The sequence below is a fragment of the Oliverpabstia intestinalis genome (assembly GCF_009696065.1).
In the GTDB taxonomy this organism is placed as follows: domain Bacteria; phylum Bacillota; class Clostridia; order Lachnospirales; family Lachnospiraceae; genus Oliverpabstia; species Oliverpabstia intestinalis.
Map to the genome: position 1 here is coordinate 37,943 of NZ_VUMS01000023.1, position 6,188 is coordinate 44,130.

The following is a 6,188-nucleotide window of genomic DNA, read 5'->3' on the forward strand; positions in this document are numbered from 1 at the left end:
ACCGCAGGAAAGGAGAAAATATGGATCAGAAATTGACATTTCGATACTTTTACGGGAATGAAGCTGATCAGTACAGCTTCTACCGGATACCAAAACTTTTATTCAAAAATGAATATTTTAAAAATCTGAGCAGTGATGCAAAGATATTATACGGTCTGATGCTGGATAGAATGTCTTTGTCCATCAAAAATCAGTGGTTTGATGAACAGAACCGGGCATACATCTATTTTTCCATTGAAGATATCATGGAACTGCTGAACTGTGGAAGGAATAAAGCTGTAAAATCGCTGCAAGAACTGGATGATGAGAATGGAATCGGTTTGATTGAAAAGCGCAGGCAGGGATTTGGAAAAGCAAACATCATATATGTAAAAAGCTTCATGGTCTATGAGGAACAGGCGGAACAATCAGCAGAGGAAGCACAGAAGTTTACAAAACAAACCAATGTTGATACTCTGGAAGATGCAGAAGTTTATAAAACAAACTCCATGAAGTCCCAAAAACAAACTTCAAGAAGTCCTGAAAATAAACTTCAAGAAGTTTGCAATTCAAACTCTAATTATAATAATACTAGCGATATTAAAGAGAGTAAGAATAAATCTGATCAAATCATATCCGATAGACAGAGATCAGATGTTGATGTGATGAATACGGTATCCGCTTATCAGGATCTCATCAAGGAAAACATAGATTATGAGTCATTACTTATTGCGCATCAGTATGACGAAGCATTGATTCAGGGCATTTATGAGCTTATTTTGGAAACAGTTCTGTGCAGTAGCGAAAAGATTCTGATCGCAAGCAACTGGTATCCGGCAGAACTGGTACGCAGCAAGTTTTTAAAACTGAATTATTCCCACATCGAGTATGTTCTTGACTGTTTCAAGAAGAATACATCAAAGGTGAAAAATATCAAGAAATATATGCTGGCAGCATTGTTCAATGCCCCGACAACAATCGATGGGTATTATAAGACAGAAGTGAATCATGACATGCCACAGTTTGCTGTCTGACTGAGAGGAGGAGAAAGATGTTTTGTTTAAAAATCATTGGAAAAATATTATTGATTCCGGTCTGGTTTATTCTCATAATCGTGGGAATACTCGTTAAGCTGGTTGTGAATATGGTTTCAATTGCTAAATCATTTGTGGTGCTTGGACTGGTAGCTTTGGCAATAGGAACGATTATCTGTTACCAGGATTGGGCGCAGGTTGTATTTTTGTTCTGCCTGATCGTTTCAGCATTTCTGGTTTTGTATGTAAGTGTATTTATAGATGCTGCGATTGATCTGGCCCGGGAAAAATTAGTGAGAATATTGTTAGCATAGAGGAGGAGAAGAACCATGATTAAAGAAAATAATTATATCCAATTACCACCGCTTCGTAGAGATACGGATTTGAAAGTGGTTATGGCATTGTGGGAATATGTAAAGATGCCAGAAGAATCCAGGCAAAAGGTCTTAGCATTTTTAGATGAATCAGAAAAGTATAATCCAAGTGGGGAGCTTCCCCCACTTGATTATCTGCAATCACTTCCTGTTGAAGATATCAATGATTTTGATAAAGTTATGGGAAAGATTATTAATGACATTATTGTAGAAGCATGTGATCTGGCTTGTTGGGTATATGTCTGTAAGTTTATAGAAGGATTGTCATTGGAACAGATTGTGGAGCAGAATAGAAGCGCAGAACAGTTTATTGCTGCTCTATTCTCTATGTTTGATAAATACATAGATATTCCTGATAACGATAGTAATAATATCAGACCATCATGAGTAAATTGATGCAGAACTGGGAACAAATATGATATACTAATGTAGTTCCTTATTTTTTTACCTGTATACTTCGTTATACCTAAGTATTTTGCATTGGAATATACAATCTGATAAGTTTCCTTAATTATAAGTACAATAAGGGTATCATATCGGAAATGAGGTATAGAATACTTGCAAGCTGAGAACTATATTATTGCCAGGATTGAGCAGTTGTGTGAAAAAAAGAAATTTAGTAGGTACAGACTCGCTTAGAAATCTGGAATTGCCCAGTCATCTATTTCTACATTGCTAAACAGGAAGAGTGTTCCAACGATTCAGACGCTTGAGAAAATATGTGAGGGATTCGATATCACCCTTGCCCAGTTTTTTGCAGGTGATGAAGAAATTCCTGATTTAACAGCAGATCAGAAACAGCTGCTTTATGACTGGAATGCGATGGACGAACATCAAAAAGAGCTGGTAAAAGCGTATATACAGGGCATTATTAGAAAATAGGGACGTCTGTGCTGAGGGATGGCATAGTACGTCCTTATTTCAGCTTCGGGGGTTTTTATGAAAAGAAGTAATATTTTATGCTTTGTACTTATATTAGGGATTACTCTTTGTGGTTGTCAGACGCAGCCTGCAAAAACATCAACAACAAAACAACAGTTGGATCAGATGGATTATGAATCTGATGATGACTTTGAACTGTCTCTTCAATCATCAATCGGTAAAGAACAATGCTTTATTTGCGGAACACCGGCTGGTGGACTTTTGGAATATTATAGAAAATTCGATTCAATTGGGATTATCCATTGGGCCGATATGTCAGTCACTGACACCCGGATCCGAGAATATGATGATGATGGAAATGAAAAGATTGATTCTGGGCATATGAGCACAATGGTAAATTCTTTTGGAGAGGATTATGGTTCTATTATGACACACTCTCAACCGGATAGATGTATTGCGGAACCCAATATACACCTTGGAGAGAAAGATACGATAGACTGTGAAACTCTCAAAGATCAATTGTGTCAGGATTGTCTGGATAAGGTGTGTGAATTTTATGAAGATCAGGTAAACAGTGATAATGATGAATATCTGGAAAGCACAGGGTACTCACTAATTGATTTTACAACAGGAGAACTTTATACCCTATCTGATCCGTATCGGGGATATAGTATTCGGGATTATATGATCCGGTATGATTATAGAGAACAGGGAGACGGAGAAAAATATATAGATTTGCTGATCTTCTATGCTCCGATCCGGGGAGAGGAAGGTTAAGAAAAGAGGAAACTATGCAGACAAGGCAGGAGGCAATACAATATTGCCATTCATTTCAAGATGTATATGAAGATTATCCTTTTCATGATGATAACTGGTGTGTTATGCGTCATAAGGGAAATAAGAAAACATTTGCGCTTATTTATGATAAAGATGGTTATGTATGGATAAATGTAAAATGTGATCCGGAATGGAGAGAGTTCTGGAGAAATGCTTTTGAATCTGTGATCCCAGCTTATCATATGAACAAGACACACTGGAATTCTATTATCTTGGATGGCTCTGTTCCTGATAAAGATATCTGGCGGATGATCGGGGAAAGTTATGATCTGACGAAAGGAAAGAAAAAATGAGGATATTAGTAGATGCGGATTCCTGTCCTGTGGTGTCAATCGTAGAAAAAACAGCAAAGAAATATGAAATCCCTGTTGTTCTTTTATGTGATACAAACCATGTTTTATATTCAGATTACAGTGAAGTAATCACAGTGGGAGCCGGTGCTGATGCAGTAGATTTTAAACTGGTCAGTCTGTGCCAGAAAGGAGACATTGTTGTAACGCAGGATTATGGTGTCGCGGCAATGATTCTGGGTAAAGGTGCATATGGTATCCATCAGAGCGGTAAATGGTATACAGATGAAAATATAGATCAGATGCTGATGGAACGACATTTGACGAAGAAAGCCAGAAACTCAAAGAAAAAACATCATTTGAAAGGTCCGGCAAAGCGGACAGAGGCAGACGATAAAAGGTTTGAAGTGTCTTTGAATAAATTGATCGAGATGTATATTAAGGATAGGTAGTACAAAAATCAGGACGTAGGTTTTCGAGACTGTGAGAAAAAGTCTGTAAATAAGATTCTTCTATGATATGCAAGGGTGGCAAGCCTGAAAATCAGGCTTCTCACCCTTGTTTTATATATAACAGTTGTTGAATGGCATGTCAAGAGCAGGCGGTTTTCCGCCCGTCTTATTCGCCTGTTTATTCGTTACTCTGGGAGGCGTCCTTCGTACATAATACTCAGTTCACCATACACCTGTGCCCAGTTGCGGATCGTACTGGTCCATTTCTTCGTAGCTTCAAATGTGGCAAGATACAGTGCCTTTAATAGAGCTGTATCGCTTGGAAATACGCTTCTCTGGCGATTCAGTTTCCGGTAGGTAGAATTCAGGGATTCAATAGCATTTGTAGTATAAATCACCGTTCTGACCGTCGTTGAAAATTTAAAGATCGGCGAGATTGCGTCCCAGTTATCCTTCCAGCGCTTCATGGAATTCGGATATTTCGGTGTCCATTTTTCTGTTACACGCTCTAAGGCTGCCAGAGCTTTCTTTTCATCTGTGGCCTGATAAATGGTTTTCAGATCCGTAGCGAAGGCTTTTCTGTCTTTATCCGGGACATATTTCAACGTGTTTCTTACCTGGTGTACAATACAGCGCTGGTATTCCGTCTTTGGAAAAGCTGCTGTAATCGCTTCTTTGATTCCGGTTAAACCATCGGCACAGATGATTAATACATCTTTGACACCACGATTTTTCAGTTCATTCATAACGGAAAGCCAGTATTTTGCGCTTTCGTTATCGCCAACACTGATGGTTAAAACTTCTTTTTTTCCTCCGCTTCTTTCCAGATACGCCATTTCCTGTCCTCCCGTCCGTGGTTGTATGCCATTCTTACTTCCTCCAATCAGAATTGATTGAGAGGGCAGAGAAAAGCCCCCTCATCTTCCCAAAGGAAAAAACAAGGGGGCTGAACGCCTTAAATTTTAATTTTCTATTATCTTTCTTAGTTTTATTAGGATTCTGGCTTTGCGTTTGTTTACAACGCTCTGGGTTATGCCCAACCTCGCCCCGACTTCACGCTCGGAAAGTCCGTCAAAAAAGATTGCCTGTATCAGCTCCTGTTCACTATCCGACAGCAAAGGCAGGGCGGCTTTCAGCCTGTCCACCATGACCGCATTGACAACGGTTTCTGCAATGTCCACCGCTTCATCAGTGATAAAGTCCAGAGGATTCCCCTCGCTGTCCGTAAATCCGTCGAGAGATAGCAGTCTATTCTTTGTATCTAATTTTTGCAGATAACGCCACCGTTCCTTGTCACGGTAGAAGTCTGTGTATTGCTCCCTCACGACTTCAAGCAGACAGCCTTGAATGGGGATAAACAGCTTGTCCATATAGGTCTGGTCGGATTCCCTGCAACGGCAGAACTCCGTGTAGGATAATTCCACATAGCCGCCACTTTCTCTGATATATACCTTTCTTGGTGCATATTTCACCATAAATACCTCCCATCTGAATTTTTGAAATGTAAAAAATCCAGATGGAGAGGCGGAGAACGACACCGCATATCAGAAACAGCCCTACGGCACTTTCCAACAAAAATCGACAAAAGAAAAACCGCAAAGGCTTTGTGACCTTTACGGTTATGGGAAATACTAATTCTGTTGTATGGAGATTGTACTTCTACCTTCATGGTGGGAAGTACCGTTGCACTGGCAGGGATTTTTTTAACTGGCTTCCCGCCATTCCCTGATGTGCTATGTATAAATTGGTGCTAGAATATAAATAGTACAAGTCAAAATGAGAAGTTCCAAATATATATAAGCATGGTACAATAGAAACATGCTGAAGGAGGATCTCATTATGGCAAAGCAACATGACAAACAGTTTAAACTTGATGCAGTCCAGTACTACCAGGATCATAAAGAGTTAGGAGTACGTGGATGTGCAGAAAACCTCGGAATCGGATACAGCACATTAACAAAGTGGCTGAAGGATTTCCGGGAATCTGGTGATATCCCTGTTCGCGGTTCTGGCAATTATGCATCCGATGAGCAGAAAGAAATCGCCCGGCTCAAACGCGAATTGCGTGATGCCAAAGATGCACTTGATGTATTAAAAAAAGCAATCAACATTCTGGGAAAATGACAGAAGCCATTTATCTCGAAGTGTCTGAGAAGACGGAAGCTGCCAAAAAGGCTGGACGCCGGGTTTCCGTCTCCGGAATGTTGAAACTTCTAGTGTACTGACACGTTGATATTTGAATTAATGTTCTTTTCTTGATATAATTGCCATAGATGATAAAATATGTCTATGGAGGTTATTATTATGGCACGCCCTAAGAAAAATAGAGTTCAATTATCT

Annotated in this window: 9 protein-coding genes and 1 pseudogene; 8 read left to right on the plus strand and 2 right to left on the minus strand. The window is 39.5% G+C overall.

What is annotated here, in order from left to right; genetic code table 11:
* Positions 1-20: 20 nt before the first annotated feature.
* From FYJ57_RS11645 to FYJ57_RS11675, 7 genes are all read left to right on the plus strand, one after another.
* A complete protein-coding gene (locus FYJ57_RS11645; RefSeq protein ID WP_154432769.1) occupies positions 21-1,013 on the plus strand; it encodes a DUF6017 domain-containing protein in 993 nt (330 codons plus the stop codon).
* 17 nt (positions 1,014-1,030) lie between these two features.
* Entirely contained in the window at positions 1,031-1,327 is a 297-nt protein-coding gene (locus tag FYJ57_RS11650) for a hypothetical protein (RefSeq protein ID WP_154432770.1), read from the plus strand.
* A 15-nt stretch (positions 1,328-1,342) separates the two neighbouring features.
* On the plus strand, positions 1,343-1,774 hold the full coding sequence (locus tag FYJ57_RS11655; protein WP_154432771.1) for a hypothetical protein: 432 nt from the start codon (positions 1,343-1,345) through the stop codon (positions 1,772-1,774).
* 285 nt (positions 1,775-2,059) lie between these two features.
* Positions 2,060-2,269 carry a hypothetical protein gene (locus FYJ57_RS16575; RefSeq protein ID WP_154432772.1) on the plus strand — a complete coding sequence of 70 codons (210 nt, stop codon included), beginning with the start codon at positions 2,060-2,062 and terminating at the stop codon, positions 2,267-2,269.
* A gap of 57 nt (positions 2,270-2,326) precedes the next feature.
* Positions 2,327-3,046 carry a hypothetical protein gene (locus FYJ57_RS11665; RefSeq protein WP_154432773.1) on the plus strand — a complete coding sequence of 240 codons (720 nt, stop codon included), beginning with the start codon at positions 2,327-2,329 and terminating at the stop codon, positions 3,044-3,046.
* Between the two features lie 14 nt (positions 3,047-3,060).
* The gene (locus tag FYJ57_RS11670) at positions 3,061-3,399 is read left to right on the plus strand and encodes an MmcQ/YjbR family DNA-binding protein (protein WP_154432774.1); all 339 of its coding nucleotides are present in this window, start codon (positions 3,061-3,063) and stop codon (positions 3,397-3,399) included.
* Positions 3,396-3,848: a YaiI/YqxD family protein gene (locus FYJ57_RS11675; RefSeq protein ID WP_154432775.1), complete on the plus strand. Its 453-nt coding sequence runs from the start codon at positions 3,396-3,398 to the stop codon at positions 3,846-3,848. Before FYJ57_RS11670 ends, FYJ57_RS11675 begins: the two co-directional genes overlap by 4 nt.
* 185 nt (positions 3,849-4,033) lie before the next feature.
* Here FYJ57_RS11675 and FYJ57_RS11680 read toward each other — a convergent pair.
* Together FYJ57_RS11680 and FYJ57_RS11685 are read right to left on the minus strand one after the other, a co-directional pair.
* Positions 4,034-4,660, minus strand: a pseudogene (locus FYJ57_RS11680) (IS256 family transposase); the annotation flags it as partial.
* Positions 4,661-4,810: 150 nt separating this feature from the next.
* Entirely contained in the window at positions 4,811-5,320 is a 510-nt protein-coding gene (locus tag FYJ57_RS11685) for a sigma-70 family RNA polymerase sigma factor (RefSeq protein ID WP_105116765.1), read from the minus strand.
* 367 nt (positions 5,321-5,687) lie between these two features.
* Between FYJ57_RS11685 and FYJ57_RS11695 the strand changes: the two genes are divergently transcribed.
* A complete protein-coding gene (locus FYJ57_RS11695) occupies positions 5,688-5,972 on the plus strand; it encodes a transposase (protein WP_205839966.1) in 285 nt (94 codons plus the stop codon).
* Positions 5,973-6,188: the final 216 nt, after the last annotated feature.